Origin of the sequence: Rhizobium sp. WW_1 (assembly GCF_003610155.1) — a bacterium.
Lineage (GTDB): Bacteria > Pseudomonadota > Alphaproteobacteria > Rhizobiales > Rhizobiaceae > Rhizobium > Rhizobium tropici_A.
Genome location: NZ_RAIN01000005.1, coordinates 126,449 through 143,325, shown reverse-complemented (window position 1 = coordinate 143,325; position 16,877 = coordinate 126,449). Strand labels below are relative to the sequence as shown.

17 protein-coding genes are annotated in these 16,877 nt (G+C 60.7%); 6 read left to right on the top strand and 11 right to left on the bottom strand.

Going from position 1 to position 16,877, the window contains the following annotated elements; genetic code table 11:
- Positions 1–81: 81 nt before the first annotated feature.
- Genes lpdA through BJ928_RS16410 form a run of 7 tightly spaced genes read right to left on the bottom strand, consistent with a single transcriptional unit; the run spans position 82 to position 8,145 of the window.
- Positions 82–1,458 carry a dihydrolipoyl dehydrogenase gene (gene lpdA, locus BJ928_RS16440; protein ID WP_047631432.1) on the bottom strand — a complete coding sequence of 459 codons (1,377 nt, stop codon included), beginning with the start codon at positions 1,456–1,458 and terminating at the stop codon, positions 82–84.
- Between the two features lie 2 nt (positions 1,459–1,460).
- Positions 1,461–2,801, bottom strand: a complete 1,341-nt coding sequence (locus tag BJ928_RS16435; protein WP_047631433.1) for a dihydrolipoamide acetyltransferase family protein — start codon at positions 2,799–2,801, stop codon at positions 1,461–1,463.
- On the bottom strand, positions 2,802–3,815 hold the full coding sequence (locus BJ928_RS16430; protein ID WP_047631434.1) for an alpha-ketoacid dehydrogenase subunit beta: 1,014 nt from the start codon (positions 3,813–3,815) through the stop codon (positions 2,802–2,804).
- Between the two features lies 1 nt (position 3,816).
- The gene (locus tag BJ928_RS16425) at positions 3,817–5,052 is read right to left on the bottom strand and encodes a thiamine pyrophosphate-dependent dehydrogenase E1 component subunit alpha (protein ID WP_047631435.1); all 1,236 of its coding nucleotides are present in this window, start codon (positions 5,050–5,052) and stop codon (positions 3,817–3,819) included.
- Positions 5,049–5,816: an SDR family NAD(P)-dependent oxidoreductase gene (locus BJ928_RS16420; protein WP_047631436.1), complete on the bottom strand. Its 768-nt coding sequence runs from the start codon at positions 5,814–5,816 to the stop codon at positions 5,049–5,051. The genes BJ928_RS16425 and BJ928_RS16420 overlap by 4 nt, the downstream gene beginning before the upstream one ends.
- Positions 5,813–6,964, bottom strand: a complete 1,152-nt coding sequence (locus BJ928_RS16415) for an acyl-CoA dehydrogenase family protein (protein ID WP_120296573.1) — start codon at positions 6,962–6,964, stop codon at positions 5,813–5,815. The genes BJ928_RS16420 and BJ928_RS16415 overlap by 4 nt, the downstream gene beginning before the upstream one ends.
- The gene (locus BJ928_RS16410) at positions 6,964–8,145 is read right to left on the bottom strand and encodes a thiolase family protein (protein ID WP_047631437.1); all 1,182 of its coding nucleotides are present in this window, start codon (positions 8,143–8,145) and stop codon (positions 6,964–6,966) included. Before BJ928_RS16410 ends, BJ928_RS16415 begins: the two co-directional genes overlap by 1 nt.
- Between BJ928_RS16410 and BJ928_RS16405 the strand changes: the two genes are divergently transcribed.
- Positions 8,105–8,737, top strand: a complete 633-nt coding sequence (locus tag BJ928_RS16405; protein ID WP_197070130.1) for an Lrp/AsnC family transcriptional regulator — start codon at positions 8,105–8,107, stop codon at positions 8,735–8,737. The two genes, BJ928_RS16410 and BJ928_RS16405, sit on opposite strands and share 41 nt — an antisense overlap.
- A gap of 169 nt (positions 8,738–8,906) precedes the next feature.
- On the opposite strand, the gene BJ928_RS16400 is transcribed toward BJ928_RS16405, so the two are convergent.
- The 3 genes from BJ928_RS16400 to BJ928_RS16390 form a co-directional block, all read right to left on the bottom strand.
- Positions 8,907–10,364 carry an efflux transporter outer membrane subunit gene (locus tag BJ928_RS16400; protein WP_047631439.1) on the bottom strand — a complete coding sequence of 486 codons (1,458 nt, stop codon included), beginning with the start codon at positions 10,362–10,364 and terminating at the stop codon, positions 8,907–8,909.
- A 239-nt stretch (positions 10,365–10,603) separates the two neighbouring features.
- On the bottom strand, positions 10,604–10,822 hold the full coding sequence (locus BJ928_RS16395; RefSeq protein ID WP_147413916.1) for a hypothetical protein: 219 nt from the start codon (positions 10,820–10,822) through the stop codon (positions 10,604–10,606).
- Between the two features lie 65 nt (positions 10,823–10,887).
- Positions 10,888–11,286 (bottom strand): metalloregulator ArsR/SmtB family transcription factor, encoded by a 399-nt coding sequence (locus BJ928_RS16390; protein ID WP_245432374.1) that lies wholly within the window; start codon positions 11,284–11,286, stop codon positions 10,888–10,890.
- Positions 11,287–11,416: 130 nt separating this feature from the next.
- On the opposite strand from BJ928_RS16390, the gene BJ928_RS16385 reads away from it, so the two are divergent.
- The 5 genes from BJ928_RS16385 to BJ928_RS16365 are packed head-to-tail and all read left to right on the top strand — an operon-like array spanning position 11,417 to position 15,935.
- Positions 11,417–12,265 (top strand): ABC transporter substrate-binding protein, encoded by an 849-nt coding sequence (locus BJ928_RS16385; RefSeq protein WP_047631442.1) that lies wholly within the window; start codon positions 11,417–11,419, stop codon positions 12,263–12,265.
- A 1-nt stretch (position 12,266) separates the two neighbouring features.
- Complete coding sequence (locus tag BJ928_RS16380) at positions 12,267–13,403, top strand: LLM class flavin-dependent oxidoreductase (RefSeq protein WP_047631443.1); 1,137 nt, start codon at positions 12,267–12,269, stop codon at positions 13,401–13,403.
- On the top strand, positions 13,396–14,232 hold the full coding sequence (locus BJ928_RS16375; RefSeq protein WP_047631444.1) for an ABC transporter permease subunit: 837 nt from the start codon (positions 13,396–13,398) through the stop codon (positions 14,230–14,232). The genes BJ928_RS16380 and BJ928_RS16375 overlap by 8 nt, the downstream gene beginning before the upstream one ends.
- Complete coding sequence (locus tag BJ928_RS16370) at positions 14,229–14,933, top strand: ABC transporter ATP-binding protein (RefSeq protein WP_047631445.1); 705 nt, start codon at positions 14,229–14,231, stop codon at positions 14,931–14,933. The genes BJ928_RS16375 and BJ928_RS16370 overlap by 4 nt, the downstream gene beginning before the upstream one ends.
- A gap of 48 nt (positions 14,934–14,981) precedes the next feature.
- Positions 14,982–15,935 (top strand): aliphatic sulfonate ABC transporter substrate-binding protein, encoded by a 954-nt coding sequence (locus tag BJ928_RS16365; RefSeq protein WP_245432373.1) that lies wholly within the window; start codon positions 14,982–14,984, stop codon positions 15,933–15,935.
- Between the two features lie 174 nt (positions 15,936–16,109).
- On the opposite strand, the gene BJ928_RS16360 is transcribed toward BJ928_RS16365, so the two are convergent.
- The gene (locus tag BJ928_RS16360) at positions 16,110–16,751 is read right to left on the bottom strand and encodes a transglutaminase-like cysteine peptidase (protein WP_082011851.1); all 642 of its coding nucleotides are present in this window, start codon (positions 16,749–16,751) and stop codon (positions 16,110–16,112) included.
- Positions 16,752–16,877 lie beyond the last annotated feature (126 nt).

Below are 16,877 nucleotides of genomic sequence, written 5' to 3'. Positions count from 1 at the left end.
CCCGTCCATCGTCGTTGAGGCCGAGGTCCCACCGGCGATGGCCCGCCGGCGAGCGTCGGCCGATTCCAATGTCAGATATTGTCAGATATGGAGTGCCCGTCCGAATCCCTTCATGGCAGCCTCCTGCACAGTCTCCCCCAAGGTCGGATGCGCGTGGATCGTGGCGGCAACATCCTGCAGCGTCGCCCCCATTTCGATGGCGAGACCGAATTGGCCCGCAAGCTCCGAAACGCCTGCGCCGACCGCCTGGATTCCAAGTACGAGATCGTTGCGCGGTTCCGATACGAACCGGACGAACCCATCGCTCCTCTCCAGGCTCATCGCACGACCATTGCCGACAAAAGGAAAGGACGAGACTTTCAGATCGCTCCTGTCGGTGGGTAAAAGTCCGACGCTGACGATCTCCGGATCGGTGAAGCAGACTGCGGGGATCGCGCGCTTGTCCCATGAGGCATGATCGCCGGCGATGACATTGGCGACCAGGTCGCCCTGAGCCATCGCGCGGTGCGCGAGCATCGGTTCGCCCGTAATATCACCGATGGCATATACGCCATGCATCGACGTCGCACATTTGGCGTCGATGCGAATGTAGCGTCCCTGCATCTCCAGTCCGAGCTGCTCCAGCCCAAAGCCGTCTAGAACAGGCTCGCGGCCGATGGTGACGAGTATCTTGGACGCCGCAACCGTCTGCTCGCCATCCTCGGTCGAGAAGAGCAAGCTTTTCCCATCTACGCTCAGGCCCTTCGCCTGCGCGCCGGTATGGACCGTCACGCCCAACTGCGCCAGGCGGGAGGCAACCGGCCTTGTCAGGTCGGCATCATATTGCGGCAGGATGCGATCCGCTGCCTCGACGACCGTGACCTTCGATCCGAGTTTCGCCATCGCGGTTCCGATCTCAAGGCCGATATACCCACCACCGACGATCGCCAATGTTTCTGGAATTGCCGGCAGCTGCAGCGCCTCAGTGGAGGAAATGACATGATCGCCAAAGGGAAGGTTTCGAAGCCCGAAGGGCCGCGATCCGGTCGCAAGGATAAGATGCTCCGCCCGCACGACGATCGGCTCCGGCCCGCCGGTGACCTCGACGGTCTTGCCATCGAGGATACGAGCTTTCCCCTGCAGGACGGTCGTCTTTGCCTTCTTCAGCAGTGCACCAACGCCGCCGGTCAGCTTTTGGACGATCCCATCCTTCCAGGCCATCGTCCGTTGAAAATCGATGCCGCTCAAATGCGCCGATAGCCCGAGCGGCCCCGCCGACAGCGTCGTGACCCTATGGGCTTCCTCCGCGGCATGTATCAGCGCCTTCGACGGAATGCACCCGACATTGAGACAGGTCCCGCCAAGCGCGTTCGCCTCCACAAGCACGGTGTCCAGACCAAGCTGACCGCATCGGATGCCACAAACGTAGCCGCCTGGGCCGCCGCCGATAATAAGGACTTTGGTTTTGATCTGTTTCATGTTCAGCGTCCGATAAAGATCATCGCGGGCGTCTCCAGCAGCGTCTTGAGGCGCTGGATGAATTTTGCCGCATCCCAGCCGTCGATCACCCTATGGTCGAAGCTCGCGGAAATATTCATCATCGTTCGCGGGACGAACTGCTGACCGTCCCACATGGGGCGCACGGCCATCTTGTTGACGCCAAGGATCGCCACTTCCGGATGATTGATGATTGGCGTCGTGGCCAATGCGCCGAGCGGACCGAGCGAGCTGATGGTGAAGGTCGACCCGCTCAGTTCCTCGCGCGTCGCCTTTCCGGTGCGCGCCGCTTCGGCGAGACGCGCGATTTCCCGCGCGGCCGCAAAGGGCTCCAATGCCTCGGCATGCCGCAGCACCGGCACGACAAGCCCAGACTCGGTCATCGTGGCAATACCTAGGTGCAGGCCAGCAAAGCGGGTAATCACGCCTGCCTCGTCGTCGAAGTGAGCATTCATTTCCGGATGATCCGGCATCGCCTTGGCAAGAGCGGCGATGATGAAGGGCAACACGGTCAGCTTCGGTTTCTCGCCCCGGTCGGCATTCAGCTTTCCGCGCAGATCCTCCAGAGAGGTGACGTCGACCTCCTCGATCACCGTGATATGCGCGATCCGCGCGTTGGCGAGCGACATCCGTTCGGCAATTTTCCGGCGAAGGCCGATCACCTTGATCTGCTGCTCGCCGCTGCGGCGGCTTTCGGCACGAGGCGCCTCAGCCACCTTCGATCGCGAGCCGCTCTGTTGGAAGACGGCGTCGAGGTCCTCGTGCGAAATCCGGCCCGCAGGGCCTGTTCCCTTGACCTGCCGAAGATCGACGCCGGCGTTTCGCGCACGCCAGCGAACTGACGGCGCGGCAAGCGGCTCCTCGCCTTCCGGACGGGGAGCCGTGGCCGGGCCACGGGGCGTGGAAGGAGCCACGTCGGAAGGCGTAATGGTAGCTGAGGACGCAGCCGGTATTTCCGATCTCTCGCTTTCCTCGGATGACTTGTCCGAAAGCTGTACGCGATCCGCCTCCTCGTGACCCCTTTCCGGCGCTACAGGTTCGTCGCTGTAAACGGCGTTCGCGACGTCGGCTGTCTGCGTGCCCTCCGCAACCTCGATGCGGACCAGCTCGGAGCCGACCGCGAGCGTATCCCCGACCTGGCATCCCAAGGCGACGATCGTCCCGTGATACAGCGACGGAATTTCCACCGTCGCCTTGTCGGTCATGACGGCCGCGATCACGTCATCCTCGCGAATATCCGACCCAACCGCGACCTGCCATTCGAGCAGCTCGACCTGCGTGATGCCTTCCCCGATATCGGGCAGCTTAATCGACAGAATTGGCATCTATGCCTCCATCGTCTTCTTGATCGCGCGGGCGACACGCTCGACGCTCGGAAAATAATCCCACTCCTGCGCAAGGGGATATGGGGCATCCCAGCCCGTTACCCGCAGGATCGGCGCCTTCAGGTGCCAGAAGCACGCCTCCTGAACCTCGGCGATCAACTCGGCTCCGAAACCGCTCGTGCGGGTCGCTTCGTGGAGGACCAGGCAACGCCCCGTCTTCTTGACGGAGGCCTCGATGGTCTCGTGGTCGAGCGGGAGGAGCGTTCTCAGGTCGACGATCTCTGCGTCGACACCGCTTGCCTTGGCTGCGGCCTCGGCAACATAGACCATCGTGCCATAGGCAAGGATCGTCAGCTGCGTTCCCGGGCGGCGGATGGATGCCTTTCCGAGCTCTATCCGGAAATAACCCGGCGAAACCTCGCCGTCGGGATGGGAAGACCAACTGAGCGACGAGCCCGAATGATTGCCGTAGAACGGCCCGTTATAGAGCCGCTTCGGCTCCAGAAAGATGACCGGGTCGGGATCTTCAATTGCGGCGATGAGCAGGCCTTTGGCGTCCCGCGGCGTCGATGGCACAACCACCTTCAACCCGGCAACGTGCGTAAAGAGCGCCTCAGGGCTCTGGCTATGGGTCTGCCCGCCGAAGATGCCTCCCCCCGTTGGCATGCGAACGACGAGGGGGCAGGTAAATTGCTCGTTCGAACGATATCTGAGGCGGGCAGCTTCCTGGGTAATCTGATCATAGGCGGGATACATGTAGTCGGCGAACTGGATTTCCACACAGGGCTTCATTCCCTGAGCGGCCATACCGACAGCCAATCCGACGATTGCGCTCTCGTTGATCGGCGTGTCGAATACACGCTCTTCACCGAACTTCGCCTGCAGGCCGGAGGTGCATCGGAACACCCCGCCGAAATAACCGACATCCTCTCCGAATATGATGACGGCCGGATCGCGTGCCAGCATGACGTCCATCGCATCGCGCAACGCTTCAATCATCGACATTGCCGGCATATCAGTATCCCATTTCCTGGCGTTGACGACGCAGATGTTCCGGCATCTCGGCGTAAACGCCTCTGAATATCTCCGCCGGCGACAAGGGCTGCGGGTTCACGAAGGTGCCGTGGCTTTCGACCAGTTTCTGCGCCTGCATGACCTCATCCACGATTTCAGCTTCGGCCTGAATGTGGCGCTCCTCGCTCCATTGACCTTCGACGATCAGATGCTCTTTCAGCCTTTCGATCGGATCGCCGAGCGGCCATGCAAGCGCCTCGTCCTTCGGCCGATAGGCCGAGGGATCGTCGGAGGTCGAATGCGCCCCGACGCGGTACGTAAACCACTCGATCAACACAGGTCCGAGACCGGAGCGGACCCGCTGCAGCGCCCATCTCGAGGCAGCCACAACCGCCAGATAGTCGTTGCCGTCCACCCTTAAGGCGGGAACCCCGTAGCCAAGGGCGCGCGACGCATACGTCCGGCCGGCCCCGGAGGCGACGCCGGTATAGGTCGAAATTGCCCACTGATTGTTGACGACATTCAGAACAATCGGCGGCTGGTAGACGGAGGCGCAGAGAAGGCCGCTGTGAAAATCATTGGATGCCGTCGCGCCATCTCCTATCCAGCCCGCGGCGATGCTGTCGCTGTTTTGCAGCGCGCATGCCATGGCCCAGCCAACGGCTTGCACGAACTGGGTTCCAAGGTTGCCCGAGATCGAGAAATATCCGTAGTCGCGGGCCGAATGCATGGTGGGGAGTTGCCGACCCCCGATGGGATCAAGCCGATTGCCATAGATCTGCCCCATAAGGCTTTCGATCGGATACTCGGCGGCCACCAGCAAGGACTGCTGCCGATATGTCGGGAAATTCATGTCTCCCGGCCGCAGCTGCCGCTGGAAGGCGCATCCGATCGCTTCCTCGCCGGCGCATTGCAGATAGAAGGAAGTCTTGCCTTGCCGCTGTGCGTTGAGAAGCCGCTTGTCGATCGCGCGCATGCGCAGCATATCCCGGAGGCCGCGCCGAAGCTCGTCTGCCGACAGATCCTCCAGCAGAGCCACCCACGGCCCGACCGCGCGACCGTCTGCATCGAGAATGCGGACCATCCCCTCGGCGTATGGCCGTGAATTCTCGGCCGTCAGATCCACAGGCGGCACATCAAGTGTCCCGGCAGGCGGTATCCTTATCCTGGAGAAATCGGGGGTCTCGCTCGGCCGGGCCGGCGGATGCGGATGGTTCAGTCTTTTCGCCAAGGTCATTTCGAACCCATCCTCACCGCTGCATCGAGACGAATGATTTCTCCATTGATCATCGGATTTTCGACGATGTGCCGGACCAGCGATGCAAATTCCTCGGGCCGGCCGAGACGGCGCGGAAACTCGGCCGTCTGGACAAGGGCTTCCTGCACCTCCGCGGAAAATCCGCTGACCATCTGCGTTGCGAAGATACCGGGCGCTATCGCGGCAACCCGAATGCCCGACTTTGCCAGATCACGCGCCATCGGCAGCGTCATTCCGACGATGCCGGCCTTTGACGCAGCATAGGCGATCTGACCGATCTGCCCCTCGAAAGCGGCGATCGACGCAGTATTGATGATGACGCCTCTTTCCCCATCGTCACCGATCGGCTCGCCGCCGCTCATTCCCGCGGCGGACTGGGAGGCGACATTGAACGAGCCGACAAGATTGACCGAGACGACCTTTGCAAACAGGCCGGGATCATGGGGTAGCCCCTTCGAGACCGTGCGCGCCGCCGGCGCAATTCCGGCACAGTTGATGCAGATCCTCTCCTGTCCGTGGAGGGACCGAACCTGCTCCAGTGCGGCCGTGACCGAGAGAGAATCGGCGACGTCGCATCTGGCGAATGATGCGCCGATCTCCTTGGCAAAGGCGGCGCCGGCTTCGGCATTCAGATCGAGTATGCCAACGGGAATACCGGCTGACGCCAGCATGCGCGCGACTGCAGCGCCGAGTCCGGACGAGCCGCCGGTGACGATGGCCGGAGTGTTGGTTCCGAGATTCATGATTTCAACCTCTTGAGAAGTTCCCTCGAAATATTGATCTTCTGGACATCCGACGTACCCTCGTAGATCTGGCAGACCCGCACGTCCCGATAGATCCTCTCGAGCGGATAGTCCTGCAAATAGCCGTAGCCGCCCAGTATCTGGATCGCATCGGACGTCACGCGCTCGGCGATCTCGCTCGCAAACAGCTTTGCGATCGACGCCTCCCGCAGGCATGGGAGACCGGCGTCCTTGAGACGTGCGGCATTCAGGGTGAGCTGCGTCGCAGCCTCCAGCTGCATATCCATGTCGGCCAATCGGAACGCAACGGCCTGATGCTCGACCAGCGCCTTTCCGAACGTCTTGCGATCCAGCGCATAGCGCGCCGCATAGTCGAACGCCGCCCGCGCCATGCCGACCGATTGGGACGCTATGCCGATCCTGCCTGATTCCAGCGACGACAGCGCTATCGCCAGGCCCTGCCCCTCTTCGCCCAACAACGCATCCCGGCCGACATGGACATCGTCGAATGTCAGCGGGCAGGTATCGGAAGCTTTTTGCCCCATCTTATGTTCGGGAGGGCCGACGGTCAGGCCGGGTGTGTCCTGAGGTACGTAGAATGCGGAAAGCCCCTTCTTTCCGGCTGCCGCGTCGGTCACTGCAAAGACGATCGTCGCTCCGCCGATCCGGGCCGACGTTATGAACTGCTTTGTGCCGTTGATCACATAGCCGTCGCCGGATCTCCGAGCGGTTGCCTTGATGGCGGCGGCATCGCTGCCCGTGTCAGGCTCTGTAAGCGCAAAGCAACCGATGAAGGCGCCGCGAGCGGCAGGCTCCAACCAGCGCTCCTTCTGTTCGGGCGAGCCGAAACGTTGAAGGATCGCCAGGAAGGGAGCGTTGTGAACCGACATCATCGTGGAAACAGCGCCATCGCCGCCCGCAATCTCCATCAGCGCAAGTGCGTAGGATACATAGTCCGCCCCTGCCCCGCCGGATTCTATCGGGACGGTCATTCCGAGAAATCCGAGCTCGCCCAATTCATTGATGATATCCGCCTCGATCCGCCCCGCCTTTTCGCGCTCGGCGGCCTTGGGAGCCAAACGCGCCTGTGCGAACTTGCGCGCGATGTCCTGGATCATCCCTTGTTCATCGTTCAGAATCGCACTCATCAGGCTCTCCTCTCGATTGCGATTGCCAGTGCCTCGCCGCCGCCGATGCAGATTGCCGCAATACCTCGCTTCAGCGAGCGCTCTTCCAGCGCATGCAGCAATGTGACGATGATCCTTGCGCCGGATGCTCCGATGGGATGGCCGAGCGCGCATGCCCCGCCATTCACGTTCAGCCGCTCCCGGGGGATGCCCATTTCCGTCATGAATGCCAATGCGACGACTGCAAAGGCCTCGTTTACCTCCCACAGGTCGACATCGCTCGACGCCCAGTTGAGCTTGGCCAGCAGCTTGCGGGCGGCAAAAACGGGAGCTGTCGTGAACCATCCCGGCTCCTGCGCATGGGAGGCAGCACCCGCAATCCATGCACGCGGGGCGAGGCCGTTGGCCTCAATGGCATCGCCGCTCGCCAAAACCAGAGCGGCAGCTCCGTCGGAAATCGATGAGGCGCTTGCCGCGGTAATCGTACCACCAGCGACAAAAGCAGGCTTCAGCGTGGGGATCTTCTCCGGCTTGGCGGCTCGCGGCTGTTCGTCGGAGCCCACGACGACCTCGGCCTGCCTCCCCTTCACTTTTACGGCGACGATCTCTCTGTTGAATGCACCGCGCTGTTCCGCCGCCAGGGATAAGGACAGGGATTCAAGCGCGTACTGATCCTGCTGCTTGCGGGCGAACTGATACTGGCTTGCACAGTCCTCCGCGAATTTCCCCATGGAGGCGCCGGTCTCGTAGGCGTCCTGCAGGCCGTCGAAGGCCATATGATCGATCAGCGCGACGTCCCCCAATCTGTGCCCCTTGCGGGATGACCGCAGAAGATGCGGAGCATTCGACATGCTTTCCATGCCGCCGGCCACGACGACATCCGCGGCGCCGGCCGAAAGGTCTCGAAATCCGTCAATGACCGCCTTCATTCCCGAACCGCAAACTTTGCTGATCGCTGTCGCCGGGACGGAGAAAGGCAATCCGCCGGCGACGCCTGCCTGCCTCGCGGGGGCCTGGCCGACGCCCGCAGGCAGCACGATCCCCATCAGGGTCTGATCTATGCGATTGGGATCGAGGGAAATGTCACTGAGCGCACCGGCGATGGCCGCCCCGCCCAGCTCGACGGCCGAAAGTGCGGAAAGCTCTCCCAGAAAAGCGCCCATGGGCGTGCGCTTCGCCGCGATGATTGCGACATTCGTCATTGTTGCTCCTCCTCAACACCAACACGGCCATTATAGACCCATCCTTGCGCATATTCCTATCGACCTTTATTGGGATTACGATGAAGTGAGCATAATCCATGCTCAAATCCAGAAAAATGGAACATGTTTCATGCGCACGCTCGATGAAACCGATCTAAAGATTCTTCGTACCTTGCAGAAGGACGGAAGCCTCACCGTTTCCGAGATTGCCGAGCGAGTGGGAATATCGCAGTCCCCCTGCTCGCGCAGGATCATCCAAATGCAAGAGGATGGTGTTATCCTCGGCAGAACGGTGGCTCTCGACGCTCGAAAACTGGGATTCAATACGACGGTTGTCGCACGCGTGAAGCTGCGTACCCACGAGCGTTCTGCCCTGGAGGATTTCAAGCTTGCAGTGCAGAAAATCCCCGAAGTGCAGATGGCAGTATTGATGCTCGGAGACTTCGACTACCACTTGCACGTGGTCGTCCGCGATATCGACCATTATCAATCCCTGCTCCAGGACAAGCTCCTCTCGCTGCCCGGAGTTCGGGAAATGCAAAGCTCCGTCATTCTGGAGACGGTCAAGAATACGACCGCATTGCCGCTTTAGCCGGGCGCTCCGAGATTTCCGTCGTAGGCGGCCACCTCGGAGCGCCGCCGAGGTCTACGATCTTCTCTTCAGAGCAAAGGCTGCCGCACTTTTCGCATAAAAAAACCGCCGCAGGTTTCTGCGGCGGTCTTTGACTTCAGCGATACGCCCACCTAAGCGGGCGGTATCGTCAGTTTACTTTCTTGGCCGAAACCTTGACGACCTTGGCCTTGGCCGGAGCCGCAGCGATGGTCGCCTTGCTCGCCGGCACATAGCCGGCGCCAATCGCGACGTTGAGCGAGATATAGTCGATCGCGCTCAGCTGAATGGCCTGAACCAGGCTCTGCTGGGCGGCCGTCACGTTGCGCTGCGCATCTAGAACGTCGAGCAGCGAGGACGCGCCGTCCTTGTAGCTTGCAGTCGAGAGCTGCAGGGCCAACTGATAGGACTTGACCTGAGCCCGCTGTGCGGCAACCGTCTGTGCGTCGCGGCTGACAGCCGACAGCCCGTTCTCGACCTGTTCGACCGCAGAGGCCACCGTCTGCTTCCAGACGATATACTGCTCCCGGCTAGCCGATTCCGCGCTCTTGACGCCGGCGCGCAGGGCGCCGCCATCGAAGATCGGCAGGTTCAGCGACGGACCGAACGACCAGCTCGTCAGGCCACCGTTTGCTGCGTGGGTGCTGACATAGGACGGCGAAATCGAGCCGCTGAGCGTGATTGACGGGTACAGCTTGGCTTCCGCCACGCCGATCTGAGCCGTCGAGGCAGCGAGAGTGCGTTCTGCAACGCGAATGTCCGGACGGTTGCGGATCAGGTCGGCGGGAACGCCGGTCGTGACGTTGCCACGGAACACCGGCTGGCTGCCACCGCCCTGCATCTGCGCGATGATCGTTGCCGAAGGCACGTTCAGCAGCGTTGCGATATGATGCACCTGCTGGCGGTAGCTGATTTCATAGCCCGGGACCAGGGCCAGCGTCTGGTTGACGAGGCCTTCGGCCTGAACCACGTCGAGGCGGGATGCGGCACCAGCCTCTAACTGGAACTTCGTCAGCGAAAGCGTGTCGCGGCGTGACTTCAGGTTTTCCTGAGCGATCGAAATCAGCGCCTGGTAATAGCGGGCGTTGACGTAGCTGTTGGCAAGATCCTGCAGATAGGTCAGGCGCGCAACGTCGACGCTGGAGTAGGCCGCGTCAAGCGAAGCGTTTGCACCTTCCCGCGCCCGGCGGTACTGGCCCCACAGGTCAAGCAGCCAAGACACCGAGGCGCTGCCGCTGGTGGCGTTCTTCGTTTCGGTCTGCGTCCGCAACGACCCCTTTTGGCCGCTCGTCGTATGGTCGCCAGAAAGAGTGAGGCTTGGGAGGCCACCTGCACCTGCGGTTACGACGGCGGCTTCCGCCTGGTTGATGCGCTCCAGCGACTGCTGGATGTTAAGGTTCTGGGCAAGTCCCTGTGCGGCGAAGGCATTCAGCTTGGAATCACTGAAGGCGGTCCACCATTGCGAGCCGGCGACATCGCCGTTCGCCTTCAGGCCACCCTCCGAGAATTTGGCCGGAAGCGGCATTTCCGGTGGCTTGTGGTCTGGGCCGCTCACGCAACCTGCCAAAACTAGCAGCAGGGCGGGGGCGGCAGTACGAATGGAAACCATCACTTTCTCCCACAACTCAATTCGCTTATTAATAAATTTCGGAATCGAAATAATCCCGGCCTTAAGTTTCGATTTCTTACACAATGTTAACGGTAAGACGCTAGTACCCCGAAGGAAGAAAGAGAATTCCGCGCCTAGCTGTGTCCCCACGCACACGCTGGCGATTGGCCGAAATGCTATCAGTATGGTCGCCACGAAGACCCTCGATAGGGTTCGCAAGCGTCGACGCCTGCCAGCATCTATTTCCATATGCAATTGAAAAATATCGGATATTCCCACTTATTGGGATAAGGTGCCAGCGCGATATCGGGTTCTGGAGCACTCATCGGGATACCGATGCGCCAGACTGTCGCCTGGATCGGGCGTCGCAGCCCGCCGAAACGGGAAAGTGGAAAACCGAGCCAGAACGCCGTGCCCATGTGCCGGGCGGCAGGCCCCACAGATAAAGACAGCTTCATTGATTCTCGCCGGGGTTGGCGAGCTGTGCTCGATCTCCACACCTACGAGCAGCATCGCGAGGTAACTACGCCATCTGTGTGGCAATGCCGGCTTCGAATTGAGCTCCACGCCATATGACCGATGCTTCGGGATCTGCGAATAGCAGCCGCAAATGAGCTATGAGCTGGCCGGCGCGCGGATCGGCCAGACGATAGACGACAGCCTTCGCGACCCGTCTTCCGATAATGATGCCGGCATCTCGCAATTCGCCGATCTGCTGTGAAAGCGTCGGCTGATGAACATCGAGAATCTCTTCCAGTTCGCCCACGGTCCTCGCACCTTCCATGAGCACGCACAGAATCGCCAGCCGAACCGGGTTCGCCATGGCTTTCATGAAATCCGAGGCCGTACCAATGGCGCGACATTTGACCTTGGGTTCGTGCGGTCTGCGCTGTCGCCCCTGATCGTCTTCAGTTTTGGTCATCCGTTTCGGCCCTCGCATTCGATCGGAATAGTTTTCTCTTTCTTGGGGAATTTTCAGCGTCGAATTTCTCGCCAGCAATTCTCTACTTATTATATAAATTTATATAACAACTGGCAACGAGGTAAATATCTTGGCTTTCAGGATTGGCCACCATCCAAACAATCTCCACCTGCACCTGGCGTCCCTGTGGCCGGGGGCCTTTGCCGCGATGAACCCGGAATTCATCGCTTACGACGAAGGTCGCGATACGGCGGAAAAACTGGTTCGCGGAGAATTCGATATTGGCGGAACCGGGTCCACACCGCCGATCCTTGCCGCCGCATCCGGGCTTTCGGTCTCCTATGTCGCGGCATCGGCACCCCGCCCGGCCAATGGGGCAATCCTGGTGACGAAAACCTCGACAATTGAAAGTATTACCGATCTCAAAGGCGCAGCAATCGCCCTGGTGGACGGCTCCTTCCTGACATACCTGCTTGCCAGACGGCTGGAAGAAGCCAGCCTGACGCTCGCCGATATCCAGCGCCGGGACATGCCGCCAGTTCCCTCACGGGATGCGCTGAAAGACGGCACCGTTGCCGCCTGGGTCGCGATGGCTCCGCATCTCGAACAATCGCTGCTCGGCGGCGAGTTTCGCGTGCTTGCCCATTGCGGCGACCTCATTCCGAACCGTTCCCTGTTCTGGACCATCGACGAACGCGGCCTTTCCGGGGATGCGGCGGTCGATTTTGCCGGCGAACTGAAGCGCCTCGGCCAGGAGATTGCAGCCGACCCAGAAAAGGCGGCATCCCTCCTCTCCAAATCGGGAGATGAGACGGAACAACGGGCCTGGACGCGCGTCGTTTCCGGCCGGAACTGGCAGGTGAGCGCCATCAACGCCGCACTACTTCGCGAGCAGCAGGCAGAAGCCGACACACTTTTCAAGCATGGCGATCTGCCGGCCAGACTGACAATAGAGACGACAAGCGACAAAGAGATTTGAAATGAACGTACTCTGGTACATGTGCGCGCCGGACGGTGCTTATCCGTGGAAGGCCGAGGGGTCGCGCACCATCGACTATGGTTACTACAAGCAACTCGCCCAGGCCTATGATCATCTGGGCTTCACCGGTGCATTGTTTGCAACCGGCGCTCACGACGTCTGGCCGCTTGCCGGCGCGCTCCTCCCCTATACCGAGCGGATGAAATTTCTCATCGCCTTCCATCCGGGGCTCATCGCACCGACGCTGCTCGCCAAGATGGCGGCAACCTTCCAGGAGTTCTCGAACGGACGGCTGATGCTGAACGTCGTCTCCGGCGATGCCAAGATGCTCGGCGCCTACGGCATGATGCTGCCGCACGACGAACGTTATCTGATGGCGGACGAATATCTGACCATCTGGCACCGACTGATGGCCGGCGAAAGCGTGACCCATGAGGGCAAGTATTTCCAAACGGACGGCGCAAAGCTTGCGCTGCCGGCCGGCTCGGCCATCAAGCCGCCGCCGCTCTGGTTCGGGGGCTCCTCCGACAGCGCGATCGAAGTCGCCGCCAAGCATGTCGAAACCTATCTCTCCTGGGGAGAAACCCCGGAGCAGATGGGCGACAAGGTTGCCAAGGTGAAACTGCGCGCCGAGGCGCACGGCCGCACCCTCGACTACGGCATTCGGCTCTATGTCATCGTCCGCCAGACCGACGAAAAGGCCTGGGAGGCAGCCGAGGATCTCTACGAACAAATGGATGCTGCAGCGATTGCAGCCAACCAACGGTTTGTTTCCAACACGGATTCCGTCGGCCAGCAGCGGATGAGCGCGATGCATGGCGGCATCAAGCCGGACAACCTGCGTGACCTCGAAATCTCCCCCAATCTGTGGGCCGGAATAGGTCTGGTGCGCCCCGGACCGGGGACTGCAATCGTCGGCTCGCCGGATACGGTGATCCGCACGCTGGAAGCCTATCAGAAGGTTGGCGTCGACACCTTCATCCTCTCCGGCATGCCGCTTCTGGAGGAAGCCTATCGCTTCGGCGAACTCGTTCTGCCGCGACTTCCGGTCGAGCGTGCCGCGCCGGAGCGCAAGCACTTCACCTGGTCGACGCTGTTTGATCGCGATCTTGGTGGAAAGCCCGCGCAGCATGGCTGAAATTTCGACCCTGGATCGAGACGTCTCCCGCCATGACGGCAGTGCCCCGCCGCGTGGACTCGCCGGCAAGAGATTGGCGCGCTTTGCAGCGCGTCTCGTCTCGCCGGTCGCAATCATCATTGTCTGGCAGATTGCCAGCATGACCGGACTTCTGCCGCCGCGCATCCTTGCTTCGCCCGGAGAAATCCTCGGCGCGGCAAATCGATTGATCATGTCGGGAGAACTGATAACAGGCCTTGCCGTCTCGTTCCTGCGTGTTCTGCTCGGCTTTACCATTGCCTTCATCGTCGGTGTCGCGCTGGCGCTTGTTGCAGGTCTCTCCAGGTTTGGAGAGAGCGCGATCGACCCGCCGCTTCAGATGCTGAAGGCCATGCCCTTTCTCGGCCTCCTGCCGCTCTTCATCCTCTGGTTCGGGATCGGTGAAGCGCCGAAGATCGGCCTTGTCGCATTCGGCTCGGTCTTTCCGATCTATCTGACCCTGCACGGCGGCATTCGCGGAATTGACCGCAAACTCGTCGAAGCCGGGCGCACGCTCGGTCTCGATACGTTCGGCATCATTCGCCACATCGTCATTCCCGGCGCGCTGCCCTCGCTTCTGATCGGCGTTCGATATGGCCTGAGCGTTGCCTGGCTGAGCCTCGTGGTCGGTGAACAGATCAATGCGTCGAGCGGTATCGGCTATATCATCACCTACGCCCGAGATTTCCTGCAGACGGATGTCATCGTGGTCTGCCTCATGGTCTATGCCATCATGGGACTGCTGACGGATGGTCTGGTGCGCTTGATCGAGGCCTATGCGCTGCGCTGGCGCCCACAGGTGATCGCATGACAGCTCTGGTCGATATTCGCGGTCTCACACGCTCTTTCGGCGGCCCAGCCATCCTCGACGGTATAGATCTTACGATCGAAAAGGGAGAATTCGTCGCCCTGCTTGGTCGTAGCGGCTCCGGCAAATCCACCTTGCTGCGCGTGCTTGCCGGCCTCGATGCCGCGCCGGCCCGGCAGTTGCAACTCCCGCAACGCCGCTCCGTCGTGTTTCAGGAGCCGAGGCTGATGCCGTGGAAGAGCGTGATCGACAACGTCACACTCGGCGTCAGACATCAGGATGCCCGCTCGGTTGCGATGCAGGCGCTCGACGATGTCGGCCTGTCGCATCGGCAAAACGCCTGGCCGCTTACCCTCTCCGGGGGCGAGGCGCAACGCGCGGCTCTTGCCCGTGCGCTCGTGCGTGAGCCCGAACTTCTGCTATTGGACGAGCCTTTCGCCGCTCTCGACGCGCTGACCCGCCTGCGCATGCATGGGCTGGTGTTCGATCTCTGGCGAAAGCACAGACCCGCCGTGCTGTTGGTCACCCATGACATCGGCGAGGCCATTACACTCGCCGACCGCATCCTCGTGCTCGATAACGGCCGCTTCGTCCGGGAGATACCCGTCACCCTCGACCATCCCCGTCGCCGCAGCGACCCGGAAGCAAGTCGCATTGAAGCCGAGCTTCTGACAGAGCTCGGCGTCGAACCGTCCCATGCCTGATATTTATCGCTCCAAGCCACGCCATTTCGGCAGATCGGAACCAAGAAAATGATCACCAAGCGCAAATTCCTCATCGCCATGGCGGTGACGGCCGCTGTCGCGAACCTGACCTCTGTCGCTCGGGCTGCCGATCAGGTCGTGCGTATCGGCTGGCTCAGAGGGCCAAACGATATCACTCTCGCCAAATCGCGCGGCACGCTTGAAAAGGCGCTTGCCGAAAAAGGCATCAAGGTGGAATGGGCAGGTCCCTTCCCCGCGGCAGCTCCCGCCTTCGAAGCGCTCAATGCCGGCAGTATCGACATAACAGCCGGCAGTTCGACATCCGCGATCGCAGCACTTGCCGCCAAGATCCCGCTGGTCGTCTTCGCCTATCAGAAAATGGCGCCGGGTTCGGAAGGGATTGTCGTCAAGAAGGATTCCAGCATCAGTTCGATCAAGGATCTCGCCGGCAAGAAGGTTGCGGTCAACCGCGGCGGCACGGGCGAATATCTGCTCATGCAGGGTCTTGCGACCAACGGCATCGATCCGAAGAGCGTCGAGCGCGTCTATCTCAGTCCAAGCGACAGCGGCCCGAGCTTCGTCCAGGGCCATGTCGACGCCTGGGCGACCTGGGACCCCTTTCTGACCATTGCGGAAAGGGCCTATGATGGAAAGATCGTTGCCGATGGCGCAACCATCCGCTCCGACAATGCCGTCGTTCTGGTCGCAAGCAAGGAATTCGCCCAATCCAAGCTCGATCAGCTTCAGCTCGTCTTCGACGTCATCAAATCGGAAAATGCCTGGGCCATTGCCAACAAGCCGGAAGCCGGCGCCATCTGGGCCAAGGAAATGAATGTGCCGGCCGATCTCGCCCAGAAGATCGGCGAGAACAATGCCGTCCCGACGACAGCTGTCTCGAAGGCCGATGCGGAGCAGATCGGCAAAGTGGCGGAATGGTATGCCAAGAACGGCATCATCCCGGCCGCTCCGGATGTCGCCTCCGGCGTTGTCACGCTGAAATGAGCAGGCGCGAACCGGCCATGCCGCCTCGAACAGCTATCGGGACAGCATGGCCGGCTTGCAACAATTCATGGAATTAACGATTCGGAAGAGTACGTGGCGGCCTCCCATCCCGAATGCGTGAAGGCAAAAGCCTCGGGGGAGCGCGCAACGACATAGGCTACACCGCTCGACACATCAATTGGCGACGGCCGCGACAACGGTCGGCTTCTGAATGATATCGACCCAAAGCCCGGTATCATCGGTCGCCTGTCGCTTGAGGTAGTGATAGGGCGTTTGCGTCCAGTTCTTCACCTGGTCGGTCAGATTATCGAGAATGAAATCACCGCGATCAGTACGAACTGTGACAACCGCATGCCCCTCTCCATCCGGAAGACGGACAACGGTGATGAGCAGATCGGCAAGCGATATGCCCTTTTCCATCAATTCCCGACGCTTCTCGAGCGCATAGTGCTCGCAATTGCCCATGCCGTCGTCGGGATAGTTCCAATATTGCACCACGCCATAATGATCGAGGTCGCTGACCGGCTTGACCCATTCATTCACGGAGGTGTTGACCGCGACGATCTCATCCCAGAGCTTCTTGTTAATTGCAAGCGGGCGCAGGTCACTGGGGTGGATCGAGCATTCGTCGGGCCGCCGCTTGCAGAATTCATAGTGCCCGATCGGCTGCGATGTTACCGATCCCGTCGGCATGAACGGGCTTGATGCCGCTGAGGCACCCGAGTCGTATCCCAACAATGCAGCAGTAAAAGACAGAGCCAGGAGGATGCTCTTGCCTGCAGAGAGAAGGTTGGCTGGCCGGACGACGCAAAACATACAAACGCCTTTGCCTGAGGGAACAAGTTAACAAAGGGTTAAATTCTGCCGTTCGAGAAGTCAATTTCGCGCCTCGGTCCGCGGCGTAAATCTTAATTATTGGTTAACACGCCAAGGCGCTCGACC